14 protein-coding genes are annotated in these 19,061 nt (G+C 75.1%); 9 read left to right on the top strand and 5 right to left on the bottom strand.

Features of this window, described 5'->3' with window-relative positions; all coding sequences use genetic code 11:
* The first annotated feature begins 57 nt into the window (after positions 1-57).
* Positions 58-1,236 (top strand): MarP family serine protease, encoded by a 1,179-nt coding sequence (locus AC1WTP_RS09015; RefSeq protein WP_481648755.1) that lies wholly within the window; start codon positions 58-60, stop codon positions 1,234-1,236.
* A 66-nt stretch (positions 1,237-1,302) separates the two neighbouring features.
* Here the strand turns inward: AC1WTP_RS09015 and AC1WTP_RS09020 are convergent, their stop codons facing one another.
* The 3 genes from AC1WTP_RS09020 to eccCa all read right to left on the bottom strand — a co-directional run bounded on the left by AC1WTP_RS09020 (position 1,303) and on the right by eccCa (position 7,523).
* A complete protein-coding gene (locus AC1WTP_RS09020) occupies positions 1,303-2,046 on the bottom strand; it encodes a phosphatase PAP2 family protein (RefSeq protein WP_481648756.1) in 744 nt (247 codons plus the stop codon).
* A gap of 140 nt (positions 2,047-2,186) precedes the next feature.
* Positions 2,187-3,512, bottom strand: a complete 1,326-nt coding sequence (mycP, locus tag AC1WTP_RS09025; RefSeq protein WP_481648757.1) for a type VII secretion-associated serine protease mycosin — start codon at positions 3,510-3,512, stop codon at positions 2,187-2,189.
* A 75-nt stretch (positions 3,513-3,587) separates the two neighbouring features.
* Entirely contained in the window at positions 3,588-7,523 is a 3,936-nt protein-coding gene (gene eccCa, locus AC1WTP_RS09030; protein WP_481648758.1) for a type VII secretion protein EccCa, read from the bottom strand.
* A gap of 102 nt (positions 7,524-7,625) precedes the next feature.
* On the opposite strand from eccCa, the gene eccD reads away from it, so the two are divergent.
* Positions 7,626-9,023: a type VII secretion integral membrane protein EccD gene (gene eccD, locus AC1WTP_RS09035; protein WP_481648759.1), complete on the top strand. Its 1,398-nt coding sequence runs from the start codon at positions 7,626-7,628 to the stop codon at positions 9,021-9,023.
* Between the two features lie 34 nt (positions 9,024-9,057).
* On the opposite strand, the gene AC1WTP_RS09040 is transcribed toward eccD, so the two are convergent.
* Complete coding sequence (locus AC1WTP_RS09040) at positions 9,058-9,564, bottom strand: inorganic diphosphatase (protein ID WP_481648760.1); 507 nt, start codon at positions 9,562-9,564, stop codon at positions 9,058-9,060.
* Positions 9,565-10,124: 560 nt separating this feature from the next.
* Here AC1WTP_RS09040 and dacB point away from each other — a divergent pair.
* From dacB to tilS, 3 genes are all read left to right on the top strand, one after another.
* Positions 10,125-11,576: a D-alanyl-D-alanine carboxypeptidase/D-alanyl-D-alanine endopeptidase gene (gene dacB / locus AC1WTP_RS09045; protein WP_481648830.1), complete on the top strand. Its 1,452-nt coding sequence runs from the start codon at positions 10,125-10,127 to the stop codon at positions 11,574-11,576.
* A 114-nt stretch (positions 11,577-11,690) separates the two neighbouring features.
* Positions 11,691-12,761, top strand: coding sequence for a zinc-dependent metalloprotease (locus AC1WTP_RS09050; RefSeq protein ID WP_481648761.1), 1,071 nt, complete (start codon positions 11,691-11,693; stop codon positions 12,759-12,761).
* Between the two features lie 10 nt (positions 12,762-12,771).
* Positions 12,772-13,761 carry a tRNA lysidine(34) synthetase TilS gene (tilS, locus tag AC1WTP_RS09055; RefSeq protein ID WP_481648762.1) on the top strand — a complete coding sequence of 330 codons (990 nt, stop codon included), beginning with the start codon at positions 12,772-12,774 and terminating at the stop codon, positions 13,759-13,761.
* 81 nt (positions 13,762-13,842) lie between these two features.
* On the opposite strand, the gene AC1WTP_RS09060 is transcribed toward tilS, so the two are convergent.
* Positions 13,843-14,805 (bottom strand): GlxA family transcriptional regulator, encoded by a 963-nt coding sequence (locus AC1WTP_RS09060; protein ID WP_481648763.1) that lies wholly within the window; start codon positions 14,803-14,805, stop codon positions 13,843-13,845.
* A gap of 150 nt (positions 14,806-14,955) precedes the next feature.
* Here AC1WTP_RS09060 and AC1WTP_RS09065 point away from each other — a divergent pair, with 150 nt between their 5' ends.
* The 4 genes from AC1WTP_RS09065 (at position 14,956) to folE (ending at position 18,916) form a co-directional block, all read left to right on the top strand.
* Positions 14,956-15,093, top strand: a complete 138-nt coding sequence (locus AC1WTP_RS09065) for a hypothetical protein (RefSeq protein ID WP_481648764.1) — start codon at positions 14,956-14,958, stop codon at positions 15,091-15,093.
* A 100-nt stretch (positions 15,094-15,193) separates the two neighbouring features.
* Positions 15,194-15,769 (top strand): hypoxanthine phosphoribosyltransferase, encoded by a 576-nt coding sequence (gene hpt, locus AC1WTP_RS09070; RefSeq protein WP_447134041.1) that lies wholly within the window; start codon positions 15,194-15,196, stop codon positions 15,767-15,769.
* Positions 15,770-16,199: 430 nt separating this feature from the next.
* Complete coding sequence (gene ftsH / locus AC1WTP_RS09075; RefSeq protein WP_481648765.1) at positions 16,200-18,218, top strand: ATP-dependent zinc metalloprotease FtsH; 2,019 nt, start codon at positions 16,200-16,202, stop codon at positions 18,216-18,218.
* A gap of 35 nt (positions 18,219-18,253) precedes the next feature.
* On the top strand, positions 18,254-18,916 hold the full coding sequence (gene folE / locus AC1WTP_RS09080) for a GTP cyclohydrolase I FolE (RefSeq protein WP_481648831.1): 663 nt from the start codon (positions 18,254-18,256) through the stop codon (positions 18,914-18,916).
* Positions 18,917-19,061 lie beyond the last annotated feature (145 nt).

A 19,061-nucleotide genomic window follows, 5' to 3' on the forward strand; every position in this document is an offset into this window, starting at 1 on the left:
GGTCACCTTCCGCAAGCGATGGTCATCCCGCGAGCGCGCTGCCCGTACGCTTGACCCGTGTCCGCCGTCGATCTCGTCCTGCTGCTGCTCATGCTCGTGTTCGCGATCAGCGGATACCGCCAGGGGTTCGTCATCGGGCTGCTGTCCTTCTCCGGCTTCTTCCTGGGCGCCCTCGCCGGCCTCCAGATCGGGCCGCTGCTGGCCCAGCAGTTCGTGGACAGCGGCACCCGGGTGCTGATCGCCCTGGTGGCGGTCTTCGGGCTCGCCGTGGTCGGCCAGGCGCTCGCCGGTTGGCTCGGCTCCCACCTCCGCAAGACGATCACCAGCGACGTGGGCAAGCAGGTCGACGACATCGGCGGGGCGTTCGTCTCGATCTTCGCGGTGCTGCTGGTCGCCTGGCTGGTCGCGGTGCCGCTCGGCTCGTCCTCGCTGCCCTGGCTGGCCGCGTCGGTGAAGAACAGCGCGCTGCTCACCGTGGTCGACCGGGTGCTGCCGGACCGGGCGCAGCAGCTCTCCACCGCGCTGCGGGACACGGTGGACACCAACGGCTTCCCGGACGTCTTCGACGGGCTGGGCCGTACCTCCGCCCGGCAGGTCTCGCCGCCCGACCCGGCGCTCGCCGGCTCCCAGGTGGTGGTCAACGGCCAGCGCTCGGTGGTCAAGGTGCTCGGCTCCGCGCCGAGCTGCTCGCGCCGGATCGAGGGCTCCGGCTTCGTCTACGCCGACGACCGGGTGATGACCAACGCGCACGTGGTGGCGGGCACCCGCACGGTGGCGGTGGAGCTGAACGGCGACCGGTACGACGGCGAGGTGGTCGTCTACGACCCGGACCGGGACCTGGCCGTGCTCTACGTGCCGGGGCTGCCCGGCCCGTCGATGCGCTTCGCCGCCGGCAACACGGGCAGCGGCGCGGACGCGATCGTGCTCGGCTTCCCGCTCGACGGCCCGTACGACGCGCAGTCGGCCCGGGTCCGCGACGTGGACCGGATCACCGGGCCGGACATCTACGCCTCCGGCGACGTGACCCGGGAGATCTACACCATCCGGGCGCTGGTCCGCAGCGGCAACTCCGGCGGGCCGCTGGTCTCCGCCAACGGGTTGGTGCTCGGGGTGATCTTCGCGGCGGCCGCCGACGACCCGAACACCGGTTTCGCGGTGACCGCCGGCGAGGCTCGCCCGGTCGCGCTGGCCGGGGCCGAGCGCACCCGCGGCGTCGCCACCGGCAAGTGCACCTGACCCCTCGCCCACCCGTCAGGCGCCGACGCCCCGCACTGTCCCTGACCGTGTCGCCCCGCTCGCTCCTCAAGGGTGGGGAGCGGCGGATGGGGGATGGTGGCGCCAGACGGTGAAGGCGGCGGCGGTCGCGGCGACCACTGCCGTGCCGAGCAGGTAGCCGGCCAGCACGTCGCTGGTCCAGTGCACCCCGAGCGCCAGCCGGCTGAACCCGGTCACCCCGGCCAGCAGCAGCGCGGCGGCGAGCACCGCCCAGCGGGCGGCCCGCTCCCGCGCGTACGGCAGGAAGACCACCAGCAGGACCCCGGCGGCCAGGGCGGCGTTCAGCGCGTGACCGGACGGGAAGGCGAGGCCGGCGGCCTGCGCCACCGGCTCGGGCAGGTCCGGCCGCGCCCGGCCGAAGAGCAGTTTGAGCAGCGGGCTGAGCAGCCCGCCCACCAGCATGGTGACGGCCACCCAGACGGCCAGTTGCCGGGCGCCGCGCCGGGCCAGCCACACGACCAGCGCGAGCGCGGCGATCCGTAGGGACATCGGCGCGAACACGTTGGTCCACAGGCTCATCAGCCGGACCCAGGCGGGGTGGTCGGCGGCGAAGCCGTGCAGCGACTCGGCCACCGTGGCGTCCAGTTGACGCAGCGGTGGCCAGCCGGCCAGGACCAGGAGCGCGAGCAGGGCGAACGGCACCAGCACCAGGAACGCCGCGGCGACGGCGAGGGTGAGGCGGAGGCCGCCCGAGTCGTCCGGGTGCAGCCGGCGCCGCCGCCACGACGGCCCCGGCGGAGCCGGGAGAGTGTGCTGGCCGGGCGAGGTCATGCCATCTTTTCTACCCGGGACGGGGCGGTGTCAGGCGTACCGTCCGCAAAGGGGTGGGTCGGGCGTCCGGCCCGTGCCGGGGTGATTCGGTCGTCCGGGTGCGGTCGGGCGTGGCCGACCCGGCCGGCGGCGCGGGCGGGTCAACGCCTTCCCCACTGCCGGAACCGGCGCACCATCAGCGCCGCGCCGGTGAGCAGGGCGACGAAGAGCGCCGCGCCGGTCCAGAGCCGTTCGGGGGTCGAGTCGTGCTCGGCGCCCGCCGGCTGGGCCGTCCACCGGCTCTGCTGGCGCGGCGAGGTCCAGTCGCCCAGCGGGTCGGCCCCGGCGCCGGCCGCCTCGGCCGAACCCGGTGCCGGACCGAACCCGACCACGCCGGGCGACGAGTGGTCGTCCAGCGGGTTGCGGCCGACCGGGGCCACCTCGGCGTCGAGCGCCGCGACCGGGTCGACCAGGCCGAACCCGAAGCGGTCGTCCCGGCCGGCGGGGCCGATGTCGCGTGCGGTGGCCAGCAGACGGTTGACCACGTCGCCGGCGGACATCTCCGGGTAGCGGGCCCGGACCAGCGCGGCCGTGGCCGCGACCAGCGGCGCCGCGAAGCTCGTGCCCTGCACCCGCCAGTAGCCGCCGGGCGGCCGGGCGCCGACCAGCCCGGTGGCCGGGGCGGTGAGCACGGTGGCACGGCCGGTGATCGCGCCGGACCAGAGGTTCTCGCTGTCCCGATCGAGGCCGGACACCGCGATCACGCCCGGCTCCCGGGCGGGGTACCACACCTTGGAGTTGGTCGAGGTGGCGAGGTTGCCGGTGCAGGCGACCACCACCACGTCCCGGGCGAAGGCGTAGTCGAGCGCGGCCGCCAGCGCCGGACTGTCGCCACTTCCGCCGAGGGAGAGGTTGATCACCCGGGCGCCGTTGTCGACGGCCCAGCGCACGCCCTTGGCGACGATCAGCGCGTCGTCGTAGCGGTTCTCGTCGTCCAGCACCCGCACCGGCAGGATCTTGGCGTCGGGCGCGAGGCCGACGACGCCCCGGTTGTCGTCGTTGCGCCCGGCGATCAGCCCGGCCACCGTGGTGCCGTGGCCGACCGGGTCCGGGTCGCCGTCACCGTCCGGGGCGACCAGATCGTGGCCGGGCAGCACCTGGCCGACCAGGTCGGGGTGGTCGGCGTCCACACCGGAGTCGATGACCGCGACGGTGACCCCGCGCCCGGTCGAGGTGCGCCAGGCTGTCTTCGCCCCCAGCTCGTCGAGCTGCCACTGCTCGCCGCGGACCTGGTCGGCGCGGGCCTGGCTGTCCGCCGGCGCGAAGGCCGCCGGTGGGCCCGCGACCGGTCGGGCGGGGGCGGCGGCGGCGGGCATTGCACCGGCGAGCGACACGACTGTGGCCGCCACACCGAGCAGCGCCCGGCCGGCGACCCGTCGCGCCGTCGGCGGACGACCGTGCCGCACCCTGGTCACATCCCCAGCCATTCATCGGTTCCGGAAAGACGACGATCGGAGATTACCGGTTCCACCCCCTCTTCCGGGGCTATCCGGGGACACCTGTCACGGTGGCGGCAGGTGGGCCAGCTGCACGAGGCGTACGCCCTCGCGCCGGGTGACCAGCCGACCCCGCCCCGGCGGCAGCGGCCCGGGCCGGACCGGGCCGACCAGGGCCCCCTCGTCCGGGCTGCCGGCCATCACCAGCCCGGCCGTGGAGAGCTCCCGCAGCCGCTGCACGATCGGCTCGTACTGGGCCCGGCCGGCGCCGCCGGAGCGGCGGGCCAGCACCAGGTGCAGCCCGACGTCGCGGGCGTGCGGCAGGTGCTCCTCCAGTGCCCGCAACGGGTTGGCCGGCCCGCTGGCGACCAGGTCGTAGTCGTCGACCAGCACGAACAGCTCCGGCCCGGACCACCACGACCGCTCCCGCAACTGCGCCGGGGTGACCTCCGGGCCGGGGAGCCGGGCCTGCAGGTAGCCGGTGGCCGACTCGATCAGGTCGGCGGTGTGCGCGGCGGCGGTGCCGTAGCCGATCAGGTGCGGCGACTCGATCGCGCCGAGCAGGCTGCGCCGGTAGTCGACCAGGATCACCCGGGCCTGCTCCGGGGTGAACCGGGTGATGATCGAGGTGGCCAGCGCGCGCAGGAACGACGACTTGCCGCACTCGGCGTCGCCGAAGACCACGAAGTGCGGCTCGGTGGCGAAGTCCAGCACCACCGGGCGCAGGTCCGCCTCGGCCACCCCGATCGGCAGCCGCAGCCCGGTCGTCGCGGTCAGGTCGAGTTCGGCGTACGGGAGCACCGGCGGGAGCAGCCGCACCCGCGGCGCGCCCGGCCCGGGCCAGCCGGCGGCCACCTGCTTGACCAGGTCGGCGGTGTCCGCACCGGTGGCGAGCTGCGGCAGCGCGGTGAGGAAGTGCAGGCTCTCCGCGGTGATGCCCCGGCCGGCGCTCTGCTCCGGCACGTTCGCCGCGGCCCGTCGCGCCACCAGCGAGTCGGCCGGGTCGCCGAGGCGCAGCTCCAGCCGGGAACCGAAGAGGTCCCGGATGGCCGGCCGGAAGTCCAGCCAGCGCAGCGCGGTCGCCACCACGTGGACCCCGTAGGACAGGCCCCGGGTGGCGAGGTCGGTGATCAGCGGCTCGAGGTCGTCGTACTCGCCGCGCAGGGTGGCCCAGCCGTCGACCACGAGGAACACGTCGCCGAACGGGTCGGTGGCCGGCGGGCCGGTGCCGGCCAGCGCGGCGCGGCGCTGCCGCCAGGCGGCCATCGACTCCACGCCCAGCTCCGCGAAGCGCCGCTCCCGGTCGACCAGCAGGGTGGCGATCTCGCCGACGGTACGCCGGACGGCGGTCGGGTCGGTGCGCCCGGCGACCCCGCCGACGTGCGGCAGGTCGCGCAGCCCGGCCAGCCCGCCGCCGCCGAAGTCGAGGCAGTAGACCTGCACCTCGGCCGGGGTGTGGGTGAGCGCCAGCGAGCAGATCAGCGTGCGTAGCGCGGTCGACTTCCCGCTCTGCGGCGCGCCGACCACCGCCACGTGCCCGGCGGCGCCGTCCAGCGCCAACCAGAGCAGGTCGCGGCGCTGCTCGAACGGCTTGTCGACCACGGCGACCGGCACCTGGAGCGCGCCGTGCAGCTCCGGGTTGCCGACGGTCAGCCCGCGCGCCGGGTCGAGGCCGGCCGGGCCGAGCAGCTCGTCCAGCGCCGGTGGGTGGCCCAGCGGCGGCAGCCAGACCTGGTGCGCCGGCGGGCCCTGCCCGGCCAGCCGGCCGACCAGCAGCTCGAGCAGGCTCTCCGTGCCGTCCTCCTCGGCGGGTGGCGCGGCCGGCCCGGCCGGCTCCGGCGGCGGCACGTAGTGGGTGGAGAAGGCGAGCAGGCGGGGGTTGCCGGCACCGCCCGCGCCGGCGGCGACGGGGTGCCGGCGTACCGCCCCGGAGACGTACGCGGCCTTGAACCGGACCAGCGGCTCGGTGCCGAAGCGGAGGTAGCCGTGGCCGGGCGAGCGGGGCAGCTCGTGCGCGTCCGGCACCCCGAGCACCGTCCGGGACTCCAGCGCGGAGAAGGTCCGCAACCCGATCCGGTACGACAGGTGCGTGTCCAGGCCGCGCAGCCGCCCCTCCTCCAGCCGTTGCGAGGCCAGCAGCAGGTGTACGCCGAGCGACCGGCCCAGCCGGCCGATCTGTACGAAGAGGTCGATGAAGTCGGGCTTGGCCGAGAGCAGCTCGGAGAACTCGTCGCAGATCAGCAGCAGCGAGGGGAGCGGGGCGAGCGGCGCGCCGGCGGCCCGGGCCCGTTCGTAGTCGCGCAGGCCGGCGAAGTTGCCGGCCCGGCGGAGCAGTTCCTGGCGGCGGACCAGCTCGCCGTTGATCGCGTCGACCATCCGGTCGACCAGCGGTAGGGCGTCGGCCAGGTTGGTGATCACCGCGGCGGTGTGCGGCAGCCGGTCGAAGGAGGCGAAGGTGGCGCCGCCCTTGAAGTCGATCAGCACGAAGTTGAGCTGCTCGGAGCTGTGCGTGGTGGCCAGCCCGAGCACCAGCGTGCGCAGCAGCTCGGACTTCCCGGAGCCGGTGGCCCCGATCAGCAGGCCGTGCGGGCCCATCCCGTCCTGGGCGGACTCCTTGAGGTCCAGTTCGATGGCGCCGCCGTCGGTGCCCACCCCGATCGGCACCCGCAACCGCTCGCGCGGTGACCGGGGCACCCAGCCCTGCTCGGCGGTGAAGCTCTCCGGGTCGCCGAGCCCGAGCAGCTCGGGCAGCCCCGGCTCGGCGCCGGCCGGGGCGTCCGGGCCACGGGGTGCGCTGGCCAACCGCAGCGGTGCCAACCGACGGGCCACCGCCTCGGCGTCGGCCAGCTCCAACCGGTCGGCGGTGCCCACCTCGACGTGTCCCTCGGTGGAGTGCGAGTGCAGCCGACCCTCGCGCAGCTCCAGCAGCAGCGCGAACCGGTCCAGCAGGCGCGGCGGCGCGGTGTCCAGGTCGATGACCGTCACGGCGTCGATGCCGCCGTCCCCGGTCAGGTCGGTGGCTCCGGTGAGGTCGCCGCCGTCGAGCACCACCACCACGTGCGGCCCGTCGGTCGCCGGCCCGGCCGGGCTGAACCGGGACCGGCTGGCCAGCACGTCGTCGAGCAGCCGTTCCAGCTCGGCGGCGGCGCTGGTGACCAGCCGCACCGGGCCCAGGGCGTCGGTACGGCCGGGGTGGTGGGCGTGCGGCAGCCACTTCACCCACTCCCAGGCGTTCCGCCGTTCCGGCCCGGCGCAGACCGCGACGAGCAGCTCGTCGGGGGCGTGGAAGACGGCCAGTTGGGTGAGCATCGCGCGGGCCAGCGCCCGGCCGTCGCCGGCCGGTGTGGCCTTCAGGTGGACCCGGGCGAAGCTGCGCAGCGACAGCGCCACCGGCAGGTCGGGCACCACCGAGTACGCGTCCAGGAAGCGGCGCAGCGCCCCCGCGGTCATCGGCTCCAGCTCCTCCAGCGGGCGGGTGACCGGCGGGACCAGCGGCGTCGCCAGGGTCTGCGGCCCGACCGCGACCCGGACCACCGCGAAGTCCGGGTCGACCGGCCGGCGTTCCCAGACCCGGTGGCTCTCCACCGTGGACCAGAGCCGGCCCGGGTCCGGGTGCCGGTAGTAGAGCCCGGCGCGCTGCTGGCCGGCGGTCTGCCGGACCCGCCGGCGCAGGGCGGTCAGGTGTCGCAGGTACTCCCGGCGGGCCGCCATCATCTCCGACTTCTTCGGCGTGCCGGAGGCGCTGCCCCACGAGGTCACCAGCATGGCCAGCGAGGAGAGGCCGAACATGCCGCCGACCACGTACGAGTAGGCCCCGCCGCCGCGGCCGAACATCATCGCCATGGCCACCGTGCCGCCGAGCATCGGCAGCACCATCAGCAGCTGCTGCCAGCGCCCGCCGGTGACCGCGGGAATCTCCGGCGGCGCCTCCACCGGCAGTTCGCCGACCGGGATCTCGGGCGCCGGGCGTCGGGGTGGCCGCTTGATGACGACAGTGGACACTCCACCCTCCTGACTGCGCACGGTGACCCGAGCCTGGCTCATGGTAGGTAAAGTCCTGTCGTCCGCGCAGCCACCAAACCCGCTCGATATGGAGATCGGTCGATGACAATCGGGTTGGCCCGGGTGACCATCAGCGCCCCGCAGCGGCGGGTGGACGTCGCGCTGCCGGAGCAGGTCCCGCTGGCCGAGCTGCTGCCGGAGGTGCTGCGGCACGCCGGTGAGGGGCTGGCCGACGACGGCGAGCGGCACGGCGGCTGGGTGCTGCGGCGTACCGACGGAGCGGTGCTGGCGACCGCGCAGGCGCTGTTGCCGCAGGGGGTCCGGGACGGCGAGGTGCTGCACCTGGTGCCGGCCCGCGCCGAGTGGCCCGAGCTGGAGTACGACGACGTGGTGGAGGCGATCGCCGACGGCGCCCGGCGGCGGGGCGGCGCCTGGTCGCCCGCGGCCACCCGGGCCGCCGTGCTGGCCGGGGCGGCGGTGCCGCTCGGAGTGGGGCTGCTCGCCGTGCTCGCCGGCGGTCCGGGGCGCGGCGCCGGCTGGCCCGCCGCGGCGGTGGTGGCGCTGCTGCTCACCCTGGCCGGCACGGTGGCGTCCCGGGCGCACGGGGACGGGCCGGTCGGCGCCACCCTGGGCGGCTACGCGCTGCCGTACGCGGCCGCCGCCGGCGCCCTCGCGGTCAGCTCCGGCGACCCGGTCGGCCCGCTCGCCCCGCTGCGCTGGCTGGGCGCGCCGGAGCTGCTGGCCGGCTCGGTGGCGCTGCTGCTGGTGTCGGTGCTCGGGCTGGCCGGCATCGCCACCCGGCTGCGGGTCTTCGTGGCCGGGGCGGTGGTCGGAGCGGCCGGCGCGCCGGCCGCCCTCGGCGGGCTGCTGCTCGACCCGGCCGGCACCGCCGCGGTGCTGCTCTGCGTCCTGGTCTTCGCCGTCGGTGCGGTCCCGCTGCTGGCCATCCGGCTCGGCAAGGTGCCGCTGCCGCCGATCACCCTGCCGACCGGCGCCCCCGGCGACGACCGGGCCCGGGACCTGCCCGACCGGGGCCGGGTCCACGCGGCGGTGGCCCGCACCGAGGAGATGCTGACCGGGATGCTGCTCGGGCACGCGGTGCTGGCGGTCGCCGCCGCGCTGGTGCTCGGCGTCGCCGGCGGGACCGCCGGCCGGGTGCTCGTCGCGGTGGCCGGGGCCGTGCTGCTGCTGCGCTCCCGGCTGTTCGTGGCACTGCGGCACCGGGTGCCGACGGTGGCCGCCGGGCTGGCCGGGTACGCGGTGCTGGGCGCCGTGCTCGCCGCGGGCTCCGGTCCGGCCGGCCGGCTGGTGCTGGTCGTCGGCGGGCTCGCGGTGGCCGTGCTGGCGGTGGCGGCGGGCCGCACGTACGCCTCCCGGCCGGTCTCCCCCTACCTCGGCCGGCTCGCCGACCTGACCGACACCGCGCTGGTGGTCTCCGTGGTCCCGGTCGCCTGCGCGGTGCTCGACCTGTACGAACGGGCCCGGGGGCTGCTCGGCTGAGCGGCCCCCGGGCCCGTTGGAACGTCGCTGCGGGTCAGTGCCCGGCGTCGCCGCGCTCCGCGGCCTCCTTGGCGCGCTGGTACGACGCCCGGATCTCGGCCTCGGCCTCGGTCCGCCCCACCCAGGTGGCGCCCTCGACCGACTTGCCCGGCTCCAGGTCCTTGTAGACCTCGAAGAAGTGCTGGATCTCCAGCCGGTCGAACTCGCCGAGGTGGTGGATGTCGCGCAGGTGCTCCTGGCGCGGGTCCTCGTAGGGGACGCAGAGCACCTTGTCGTCGCCGCCCTTCTCGTCCGTCATCCGGAACATGCCGATGGTGCGGCAGCGGATCAGGCAGCCGGGGAAGGTCGGCTCGGGGACCAGCACCAGCGCGTCCAGCGGGTCGCCGTCCTCGCCGAGGGTGCCCTCGATGAACCCGTAGTCCGCCGGGTACTGGGTGGACGTGAAGAGGGTGCGGTCCAGCCGGATCCGGCCGGTCGCGTGGTCGACCTCGTACTTGTTGCGGTGACCCTTCGGGATCTCAACCGTCACGTCGAAATCCATCTGCACGCTCCCTCGTTTGCCCACGCTGGCTAACGGAAACCACCGGCGCCGCCCGGTCCGGGTGAATGCCCACCCGCCGGCTCCGGCCACCGCATAGTGTTCGGACCGAAGTAGTGTCACCCAGGCCGAATTTCGTGGGGGAGGAGGGGGTCGTGGGGAGGGAAGATTCACACTACCGCCCGGAGGCGGGTGCTGGACGTGGTACGGGTGGATCTGCTCCGGGTGCCGCCACCGGCCGGTTCCGGGTCCCCGACGCGCACCCTCCGCAGGCTCCGCAGCCGTCCGCCGACCCGGCCGCGGCGTACGGCGCGGACCGACCCACGCCCCCGCCCTGGCGGCCGGGCGGCGACGCACCGAACGCCGCCGCCGCGCCCGGGACGCCGTACCCGGGCGTCGCCGGCCCGCCCGGCGGCCGCCCGCTGAACCCCGGCGCCTCCGGGACCGCCAGCGTGCCGCCGTTCCACGCCGGTGCCTCCGGTACGGCCAGGGTGCCGCAGTTCCACGCCGGTGCCTCCGGCCCGGTGTCGCCGCCGCCCGGCGGTCCGCCGCCGTCGGCCGCCGTGCCCCCTCCTCCGGCCCGGCGCCGGTGGCCGCTCCCGCTCGTGCTCGCCACGGTGCTGCTGCTCGCGCTGGCCGCCGGCGTGGTCGTGGTCCGTCCCGGCCCGGTGGCGGGCTGGCTCGGCGACGACCGGGCCGCCGGGCCCGCCGCCGGGACGGCCGATCCACCGCCGGTGCCGGTGCTGGCCGGGGCGGACGCGAACGCCCCACTCCCCACCCCGGAGGGGGTCTCCGCCGCGCTCGACCCGCTGGTCCGCGCGGCCGCCCTCGGTGACCGGGTCAACGTCTCGGTGGCCGACGTGGCCACCGGCCAGCCGATCTTCGGCGCCAACGAGGACGACGGCACCGTGCCCGCCTCGGTGACCAAGCTGGTGACCGCGGTGACCGTGCTCGCCGCGCGCGGTCCCGGATACCGCATCCCGACCCGGGCGGTGGCCGGCGCGAATCCGGGCGAGGTGGTGATCGTCGGCGGCGGCGACCCGACGCTGGCGGTCGACAGGAAGGGCTTCTACCCCGGCGCGGCCCGGCTGGACGACCTGGCCGCCCAGGTGAAGGCGGCGCTCGGCGGCACCGCGCCGACCAAGGTGATCGTCGACTCCTCGCTCTACTCCGGCCCGGTCCACGAGCCCGGCTGGGACGCCGACATCCCCACCGGCGGGTACGGCGGCGCCATCACCGCGTTGATGACCGACGGTGCGCGCGAGGACGTGCCGCAGGCCAAGCGGGACCACGATGCCGGCAACCACGGCGCCGAGCGGGTGTCCCAGCCCGACCTGGTCGCCGGCCGCGCGTTCGCCCGGCTGCTCGGCGTGCCGGCCGACAAGGTCAGCCGCGGCAGGGCCCCGGCGGCCGGCGCCGACGCCACCGCCGGCGCGCCCGGCGGCGAGCTGGGCAAGGTGGAGTCGCTGCCGATGGTCCGGCTGGTCGACATCATGATCAGCGACAGTGACAACATCGTCGCCGAGGCGCTGGCCCGCCAGGTCGCGCTGGCCCGTGACCAGCCCGCCTCGTTCACCGGCGCCGCCGCCGCGATGGACGCCGTGGTGGCCGAACTGGGCCTGCCCGCCGACGAGCTCTCCCTCGCCGACGGCAGCGGGTTGTCCCGCACCAATCGGATCAGCCCCTCGCTCCTCACCGACCTGGTCACCCTCGCCGGCAACGGCAGCCGGCCGGAGCTGGCCGCGGTCTTCGGCGGCCTGCCGGTCGCCGGCTGGTCCGGCACGCTGGGCGAGCGCTTCGCGGCGAGCGGGTCCAGGGCCGGCGCCGGCGTGGTCCGGGCCAAGACCGGCACGCTGACCAAGGTGCACGCCATCGCCGGGCTGGTCACCACCGCCGACGGGCGGCTGCTCACCTTCGCCGTGCTCACCGACGCGGTGCCCCCGGACGGGATGGACGCCGCCCGGGGAGCGCTGGACCGGATCGGCGCCGCGCTGGCCGGCTGCGGCTGCCGCTGACCCGCGCCGCCCCGGCGGTGGCGTGGCCCACCCGGTGCCCGGGCCGGCCGCGACCGGCGTCGATCGCCACCGCGAGCCCGGGCCGGGGTGTTCCGGCGCGGGTACGGTGGGTGCATGGCGCAGTTCGTGGACTGGGATCTGGCCGCCGCGACCGCGGGGGCGCTGGGCAAGTCGGGCCCCCGGGTGTCGTACGCGGAGGCCACCGACGTGGTCGCCGACCTGCGGCGGTTGACCGAGGAGGCGGCCGGGCACGTCGCGGACTACACCGGGCTGCGGCCGCAGGTGTCGCACCCGCCGGTGCGGGTGGTCGACCGGCGGGACTGGGCGGCGACCAACATCGCCGGGCTGCGCGAGGTGATCAGCCCCCTGGTCAGCCGGCTCTCCGGCGACAAGCAGCCCGGCCCGCTGACCGAGGCGATCGGTTCCCGGCTCACCGGTGTGCAGGCCGGCACCGTGCTGGCGTACCTCTCCGGCCGGGTGCTCGGCCAGTACGAGGTCTTCTCCGCCGACCCGGGGCAACTGCTGCTGGTCGCGCCGAACATCGTCGAGGTGGAGCGCAAGCTCGACGCCGACCCGCGCGACTTCCGGCTCTGGGTCTGCCTGCACGAGGTGACCCACCGCACCCAGTTCACCGCCGTGCCCTGGATGCGCGGCTACTTCCTGGGCGAGGTGCAGGCCTTCGTCGACGCCTCGTCCGGCGGCGGCGAGCACCTGCTGGAGCGGCTGCGCCGGGGCGTGGCCACCCTCTCCGACGCGGTCCGCGACCCGGAGAGCCGCACCAGCGTGCTGGACCTCGTCCAGACGCCCGCGCAGCGGGCCGTGCTGGACCGGCTGACCGCGCTGATGACCCTGCTCGAGGGGCACGCGGAGTTCGTGATGGACGGGGTCGGCCCGCAGGTGATCCCGAGCGTCGAGCGGATCCGGGCGGCGTTCAACCGGCGCCGGGAGTCCGGCAACCCGCTGGAGAAGGCGATCCGCCGGCTGCTCGGCGTCGACGTCAAGATGCGCCAGTACGCCGAGGGCCGCAAGTTCGTGCACGGCGTGGTGGAGCGGGTCGGGATGCCCGGCTTCAACAAGGTCTTCGACTCGCCGCTCACCCTGCCCCGGCTCGAGGAACTCGGCGACCCGGACGCCTGGGTGGCCCGGGTGCACGGGCCGGTGGGCCCGGTGCCGGTCGTCGGCTGACCGTCCGGCCGTGGCCGCGCTCGCCCCGCCGGTCGCCGCGATCCGGGTCGCGGTGCGCCGCGCGCTGGCCGGTCTGCCGCCCGGACCGGTGCTGGTCGCCTGCTCCGGTGGCGCCGACTCGCTCGCGCTGGCCGCGGCCACCGTCTTCGTGGCGCCCCGGCTGGGTCGGCCGGCCGGTCTGGTGACCGTCGACCACGGCCTGCAGGCCGGCTCGGCCGAGCGGGCCGAGGCGGTGGCGGCCTGGGCGGGCGACGTCGGCTTCGCCCCCGTGGAGACGGTCCGGGTCGAGGTGGTCGGCCGTCCCGGTGGGCCGGAGGCGGCCGCCCGGGAGGCCCGCTACCAGGCGCTGGCCGAGGTGGCCCGGCGACACCGGGCGGCGGCGCTGCTCACCGGCCACACCCGGGACGACCAGGCCGAGACGGTGCTGCTCGCGCTCGCCCGGGGCGCCGGTCCGCGGGGGCTGGCCGGGATGCCCGCCCGCCGGGACCTGGCCGGGGTGCCGCTGCTGCGCCCGCTGCTGGAGGTGAGCCGGGAGCAGACCCGCAAGGCGTGCGCGGTGCTCGGGCTGACCCCGTGGGAGGACCCGCACAACGCCGACCCCTCGTACGCCCGCGCCCGGGTCCGGGCCGACGTGCTGCCGGCGCTGGTGCGGGCGCTCGGGCCGGGCGTGCTGGAGAACCTGGCCCGGACGGCCCGGCTGGTGGCGGCGGACAACGCCACGCTCGACGACCTGGCCGCCACCGCGCTCGCCGCGGTCCGGCACCCGGCCGGCGGGCTGTCGGTGGCGGCGCTCGCCGACCTGGCACCCGCGGTACGCGGCCGGGTGCTGCACGCCTGGGCCCGCGAGCTGGGCGCCCCGCCGGCCGCGCTGTCGCACCGGCACGTGGCCGCCCTCGACACGCTGGTCACCGGCTGGCGCGGGCAGGGGGCGGCGCACCTGCCCGGCGGCCTGCGGGTGGTCCGCCGGGACGGCCGGTTGACCCGGGTCGGCGGGCCCTGAGGAGCGGTCGCCGCCGGGTCGGCGCTCCCGAGCCACCCGCTGGCCGCGGCGGCCGGCCTGGCCGTGCTGGGACGCGGCAACTCAGCCGGCGTGGGCGCGGTCGCGGAAGGTGGTCCGGTAGCTGTGCGGGGTGGCGCCGACCCGGCGGGCGAAGTGGTGCCGTAGCGCGGCGGCGTCGCCGAACCCGGAGCGGTCGGCGACGTCCTCCACGCTCAGCCGGGTCTCCTCCAGCAGCCGCCGGGCCAGCAGCACCCGCTGGTTGGTCAGCCAGTCGTGCGGGGTGGTGCCGGTCTCGGCCCGGAACCGGCGGGCGAAGGTCCGCGGCGCCATGCCGGCCCGGGCGGCGATCTCGTCGACCGTCACCGGCCGGTCCAGGTGCCCCATCAGCCACTCCAGCACCGGCTCCAGGGTGGGCGCCTCGGGCGCCTTGGGAATCGGCGCCTCGACGTACTGCGACTGCCCGCCGTCGCGGTGCGGCGGGACGACCATCCGGCGGGCCAACCGGGTGGCCGTGGCCGACCCGTGCTCCTGGCGCACCAGGTGCAGGCAGGCGTCGATGCCGGCCGCGGTGCCGGCGCTGGTGAGCAACCGACCGTCCTGGACGTAGAGCGAGTTGCACTGCACCCGGGCGGCCGGGTGGCGGCGCTGGAGTTCGTCGACGTACCTCCAGTGGGTGGTGCAGTCACGGCCGTCGAGCAGCCCGGCCGCGCCGAGCAGGAACGCTCCCGAGCAGACGCTGAGCAGGTAGGCCCCCCGGGCGCCGGCCCGGCGCAGCGCGTCGAGCACCTCCGGCGGCACGGTCGTCCCGTGTTGGTGGGCGGGCACGGCGACCAGGTCGGCCTCCTCGACCGGCCCGAGGTCGGCGTGCGGGACGAGGTGGAAGCCGGAGGCGGTGCGCACCGGCGCGCCGTCGGGGGCGCACACCTGGAAGCGGTAGCCGGGGAAGCCGTCGGCGGTGCGGTCGGTGCCGAAGACCTCGGCGAGGACGCCCAACTCGAACGCGGCGACCCCGTCGAGGGCGAGGACGGCAACCGTGCGCAGCATGTGACGAGGGTAACCCCGGAGGTGGCAGGAAATCGAGCCCCGGTGGCATTCCTGCCACTGTCCGGGGCGGACGGAGCGGCGGAAACTGGATCCAGTCCGGTGCGCACCGGCGGCGAAAACGACAGCAAACGTGCGAAAGCGAGCGCCGCCATGGAGTTCCTGTTCTTCCTTCTGTTCCTCGTCCTCCTCGCCGTGGCCTCGGCGACCGGCCTGACCGCCGACAGCCGGGACTCGGCCGACTGGAAGCCCAGCGACGACGGCCGCCGGTGGCGGTCCCGTACCTGCTGAGGTGATTGGTCAACTTTGCGGGAAAAATCCTGGGCGGGACCGCGCCAAAAGGGGCGGCCCCGCCGACGGGGGCCGTCCGGCGTACGGCAGGCTAGGGGTCATGGCTGACGGCTCCTGGTACGACGCCGACATCGACCACGTGATCATCTCCGAGGCGCAGATCCGCGAGAAGACCGCGGAACTGGCCAAGCAGGTTTCCGCGGACTACGCCCACGTCGAGGACGGGCTCCTGCTCGTCTGCGTGCTCAAGGGCGCGGTCATGTTCATGGCCGACTTCGCCCGGGCGCTGGGCCGGCAGGGGCCCCCCGCCGAACTGGACTTCATGGCCATCTCCTCGTACGGCCAGGGCACCACCTCCTCCGGCGTGGTCCGCATCCTCAAGGACCTGGACCGCGACATCGCCGGCCGGCACGTCGTGGTGGTCGAGGACATCGTCGACTCCGGGCTGACCCTCTCCTGGCTGCTGCGCTACCTCGAGTCGCGCTCCGCGGCGAGCGTCGAGGTGGTCGCGCTGTTCCGCAAGCCCGACGCGGTCAAGGTGTCGGTGCCGGTGAAGTACGTCGGCTTCGACATCCCGACCGAGTTCGTCGTCGGCTACGGCCTCGACTTCGCCGAGCGCTACCGCGAGCTGCCCTACGTCGGCGTGCTCAAGCCGGAGGTCTACGCCCGGTCCTGAGCCCGCCTCGCATCGGCGCGCGTCGAGCGGACGTTCAGCGGACTCCCAGCCGATCGGACTACCGTGGACGTCGGTGGCGCGGAGGCAGCTCCGCTCCCGGCCCCTCGACCGCGTGACCGGGCGATCGGATGGCCGGGGCCGGACTCCTCGCCACGCCGGCCATCGCCCGGGCTCCGCTGGGAGCGAAAAGGCGCGCTGGGGGCCCGGCCGCGGGGCGCTCCGTCGATCTCGATGGGGCGTGACTGCGGGGCTCGCAAGCTCGCTTCTCGCGCGCACGGTGTACCGTCGAATGACCGCGGCGCGGCAGACTCGCGCCTCGGGGTCGCGGCCGGCCCGCACGGCGGCCCGGCGCCGCCCCAGGCGGCGACACCATTCAGACGGTCAGGACGTCGATCAGGAGGATGCGGGCGTCTCGGTGCCCGACAACAGCATGGAACGTACGCGTTTCTTCCGCCGACCGGTGGTCTGGATCATCCTGGTCATCCTCGGCGCCGTTGTGCTCAGTCAACTCTTCACGGCTGGCCCCAGCTACCACCGGGTGGACACCTCGGTGGCGCTCGACCAGCTCCACACCGCCAAGATCGACAAGGCGGTCTTCCAGGACAAGGAGCAGACGCTCCAGCTCGAACTCGCCGAGAAGGCGAAGTTCGGCGACACCACGACCGACCGGATCGAGGCCCAGTTCCCGTACGAGGTCGGCGACCAGGTCTGGAACGAGGTCCTCGACGCCAAGGCGGCGAACCGGATCACCGGCCCGGCCGACACCAAGGTCTCCTCGGACAGCATCTGGGTGAGCCTGCTGGTCAACCTCCTGCCCATCGCGCTGCTCGTGCTCCTGCTGCTCTTCTTCATGTCGCAGATGCAGGGCGGCGGCTCCCGGGTGCTCAACTTCGGCAAGTCCAAGGCCAAGATGATCACCAAGGACACGCCGAAGACCACCTTCGCGGACGTGGCCGGGGCCGAGGAGGCCGTCGAGGAGCTGCACGAGATCAAGGACTTCCTGCAGAACCCGGCGAAGTACCAGGCCCTGGGTGCCAAGATCCCGAAGGGCGTGCTGCTCTTCGGCCCGCCCGGCACCGGTAAGACCCTGCTGGCCCGGGCGGTCGCCGGCGAGGCCGGGGTGCCGTTCTACTCGATCTCCGGCTCGGACTTCGTGGAGATGTTCGTCGGTGTCGGCGCCAGCCGGGTCCGCGACCTCTTCGAGCAGGCCAAGGCGAACGCCCCGGCGATCGTCTTCGTCGACGAGATCGACGCCGTCGGCCGGCACCGCGGTGCCGGCATGGGCGGCGGCCACGACGAGCGCGAGCAGACGCTGAACCAGCTGCTCGTCGAGATGGACGGCTTCGACACCAAGGGCGGCGTCATCCTGATCGCCGCCACCAACCGGCCGGACATCCTCGACCCGGCGCTGCTGCGCCCGGGCCGGTTCGACCGGCAGATCCCGGTGGACGCCCCCGACATGGAGGGCCGCAAGGCGATCCTGCGGGTGCACGCCAAGGGCAAGCCGTTCACCCCCGACGTCGACCTCGACGCGGTGGCCCGGCGCACCCCGGGCTTCAGCGGCGCCGACCTGGCCAACGTGATCAACGAGTCCGCGCTGCTCACCGCCCGCAAGGACCAGCGGGCGATCACCAACGACTCGCTGGAGGAGTCGATCGACCGGGTGATCGCCGGTCCGCAGCGCCGGACCCGGGTGATGAGCGACCAGGAGAAGAAGATCACCGCGTACCACGAGGGTGGGCACGCGCTGGTCGCCTGGGCGCTGCCGCACGCCGCGCCGGTGCACAAGGTGACGATCCTGTCCCGCGGTCGCTCGCTGGGCCACACCCTGGTGCTGCCCACCGAGGACAAGTACACCCAGACCCGCGCGGAGATGGTCGACACGCTGGCCTACGCGCTCGGCGGCCGGGCCGCCGAGGAGCTGGTCTTCCACGAGCCGACCACCGGCGCCGGCAACGACATCGAGAAGGCCACCCAGCTGGCCCGCGCGATGATCACCCAGTACGGCATGAGCTCCAAGCTCGGTGCGATCAAGTACGGCACCAGCGGCGACGAGCCGTTCCTCGGCCGCAACATGGGCCACGAGCGGGACTACTCCGACGCCGTCGCCGCCGAGATCGACGCCGAGATGCGGGCGCTGATCGAGCTGGCCCACGACGAGGCCTGGGAGATCCTGGTGGAGTACCGGGACGTGCTGGACAACATCGTCCTGGAGCTGATGGAGAAGGAGACCCTCTCCACCGCCGACATGGCCCGGATCTGCGCCCGGGTGGCCAAGCGGCCGCCGATGGCGCCGTACAACGGCTTCGGCAAGCGGCAGCCCTCCACCGAGCCGCCGGTGCTCACCCCGGCGGAGAAGGAGGCGCTCAAGGTGCAGGCCCAGGCCGACGGCGCCGAGGCGACGGTCGGCGGTGGCGCCACCTCGAACAACTCGGACGGTACGCACTGAGTACCGACCCGGCGGCCAGCCCCCAGGACCGGGGGCTGGCCGCTTCCGCCACCGAACCGGACGGCGACGACCTGGACTACGTCGCCGCCCGTTTGATCAGCGGCAAGCTCACCGGCCGGCCGGTCGAGGACACGATGGACCTCGGCCGGATCGAGAAGGCGGTCCGGGAGATCCTGATCGCCGTCGGGGAGGACCCGGACCGCGACGGGCTCCAGCAGACCCCGGCCCGGGTGGCCCGCGCGTACGCGGAACTCTTCGCCGGCCTCCGGGTCGATCCGGCCCAGGTGCTCAGCACCACCTTCGAGGCCAACCACGAGGAGCTGGTGCTGGTCCGGGACATCGACGTGATGAGCCTCTGCGAGCACCACCTGCTGCCGTTCCGCGGCAGCGCGCACATCGGCTACATCCCCGGGCCGGACGGCCGGATCACCGGCCTGTCCAAGCTGGCCCGGCTGGTCGAGGTCTTCGCCCGCCGGCCGCAGGTGCAGGAGCGGCTCACCTCGCAGATCGCCGACCTGCTGATGAGCAAGCTGGCACCGCGCGGCGTGGTGGTGGTGCTGGAGTGCGAGCACATGTGCATGGCGATGCGCGGCATCCAGAAGTCCGGCGCCAAGACCATCACCTCGGCGGTGCGCGGCACGCTCCAGCACGACGCCAAGTCGCGGGCCGAGGCGATGGCGCTGATCATCCCCCGCTGACCCGCGAGCAACCACCGGCCGGCCCGGCGTCCCGCGGTGGCCGGCCGATTGCCGTCCGGAGCGAACCGGTCGGGGCCCCGTCGCCTGCCGGGCCGCCGTCCGTGCGGACGGTGGCTGGCGGCCACGGCGGCCGGTGGCCGCCCCG

This window comes from Micromonospora sp. R311 (assembly GCF_056780015.1).

What these genes read in the sequence shown, in the direction of transcription:
- ftsH (WP_481648765.1), top strand. Translation starts at nt 16,200, where the DNA reads ATGGAACGTACGCGTTTCTTCCGCCGACCGGTGGTCTGGATCATCCTG.
- AC1WTP_RS09020 (WP_481648756.1), bottom strand. Translation starts at nt 2,046, where the DNA reads ATGACCTCGCCCGGCCAGCACACTCTCCCGGCTCCGCCGGGGCCGTCG.
- AC1WTP_RS09050 (WP_481648761.1), top strand. Translation starts at nt 11,691, where the DNA reads ATGGCGCAGTTCGTGGACTGGGATCTGGCCGCCGCGACCGCGGGGGCG.
- mycP (WP_481648757.1), bottom strand. Translation starts at nt 3,512, where the DNA reads ATGGCTGGGGATGTGACCAGGGTGCGGCACGGTCGTCCGCCGACGGCG.
- hpt (WP_447134041.1), top strand. Translation starts at nt 15,194, where the DNA reads ATGGCTGACGGCTCCTGGTACGACGCCGACATCGACCACGTGATCATC.
- eccD (WP_481648759.1), top strand. Translation starts at nt 7,626, where the DNA reads ATGACAATCGGGTTGGCCCGGGTGACCATCAGCGCCCCGCAGCGGCGG.
- AC1WTP_RS09040 (WP_481648760.1), bottom strand. Translation starts at nt 9,564, where the DNA reads ATGGATTTCGACGTGACGGTTGAGATCCCGAAGGGTCACCGCAACAAG.
- AC1WTP_RS09065 (WP_481648764.1), top strand. Translation starts at nt 14,956, where the DNA reads ATGGAGTTCCTGTTCTTCCTTCTGTTCCTCGTCCTCCTCGCCGTGGCC.
- AC1WTP_RS09060 (WP_481648763.1), bottom strand. Translation starts at nt 14,805, where the DNA reads ATGCTGCGCACGGTTGCCGTCCTCGCCCTCGACGGGGTCGCCGCGTTC.